This window comes from Flavobacterium sp. (assembly GCF_017744675.1).
In the GTDB taxonomy this organism is placed as follows: domain Bacteria; phylum Bacteroidota; class Bacteroidia; order Flavobacteriales; family Flavobacteriaceae; genus Flavobacterium.
Genome location: NZ_JAGIAV010000001.1, coordinates 864,958 through 866,068, shown reverse-complemented (window position 1 = coordinate 866,068; position 1,111 = coordinate 864,958). Strand labels below are relative to the sequence as shown.

1 protein-coding gene is annotated in these 1,111 nt (G+C 36.1%); it reads left to right on the top strand.

The features are described from left to right. Window positions 1-80: 80 nt before the first annotated feature. Complete coding sequence (locus J7574_RS03805) at window positions 81-1,076, top strand: Gfo/Idh/MocA family oxidoreductase (RefSeq protein WP_290964433.1); 996 nt, start codon at window positions 81-83, stop codon at window positions 1,074-1,076. The last annotated feature ends 35 nt before the right edge of the window (window positions 1,077-1,111 follow it).

Genomic DNA, 1,111 nt, shown 5'->3' with positions numbered 1-1,111 from the left:
AAAATAATTCGTGAATTCGTGGCAGAACTTTTTTAAAACAATCCATTTCTCTTAAATTTGAGAAACTAAAAACTTAAAGAATGGAAATTATAAAATGGGGAATTATTGGCTGTGGAAATGTAACTGAAGTCAAAAGTGGACCTGCTTTTCAGAAAGCTCCCAATTCTGCTTTGGTTGCCGTAATGCGAAGAGATGCTGCTCTTGCCGAAGATTATGCAAAGCGCCACAATGTTCCTAAATGGTATTCTAAAGCTGAAGACTTAATTAATGATCCAGAAGTAGATGCTGTTTATATTGCCACTCCGCCGTCTTCTCATAAAGAATACACCATTTTATGCGCCAAAGCAGGAAAACCTGTTTACGTTGAAAAACCAATGGCTTTAACTTTTGAGGAATGCAACGAAATGATTAGCGCTTGCAAAGAGCATAATGTGCCACTATTTGTTGCTTATTATAGAAGAGCTTTGCCTCGTTTTTTAAAAATAAAAGAAATAATCGATCAAGGAAAATTAGGAAACATTAGGCATGTCAATTGTGTTTTGTATCATCCTTTTGAGCAACGTTATGATGACGAAATCAATCTTCCATGGACTGTTTTGCCTCATATTTCAGGTGGCGGAATCTTTGTTGATTTAGCTTGCCATACGTTAGATTTTTTAGATTTTGTTTTAGGTCCGATCAAATCGGTTCGCGGACATGGGACTTCTCAATTACTAGCTTATCCTGCTGAAGATTCGGTTTCAATGTCTTTTTTATTTGAAAACGGAATTCATGGATCTGGAATTTGGAATTTTGCCAGTTTCGAACGTTACGACAATACTGAAATTGTTGGAGATAAAGGAAAAATCTCTTTTTCTACTTTTGGAAATGATCCGCTTCATATTCAATATGCAAATGGAGAAAAAGAAACCATTACAATAGAAAATCCACTTCATATTCAACAGCCGTTTATAGAAACCGTTATTGCTGAATTGCTAGGTAATGAAGGCGCTTCTCCATCAAAAGGAACTTCTGGCGCCAGAACAACTTGGGTTATTGATCAAGTTTTGAAGGAGTTTAGAGAAGCCTCGAAATAATACTTTACAAAGTCATTGCGAGGAATGAAGCAATC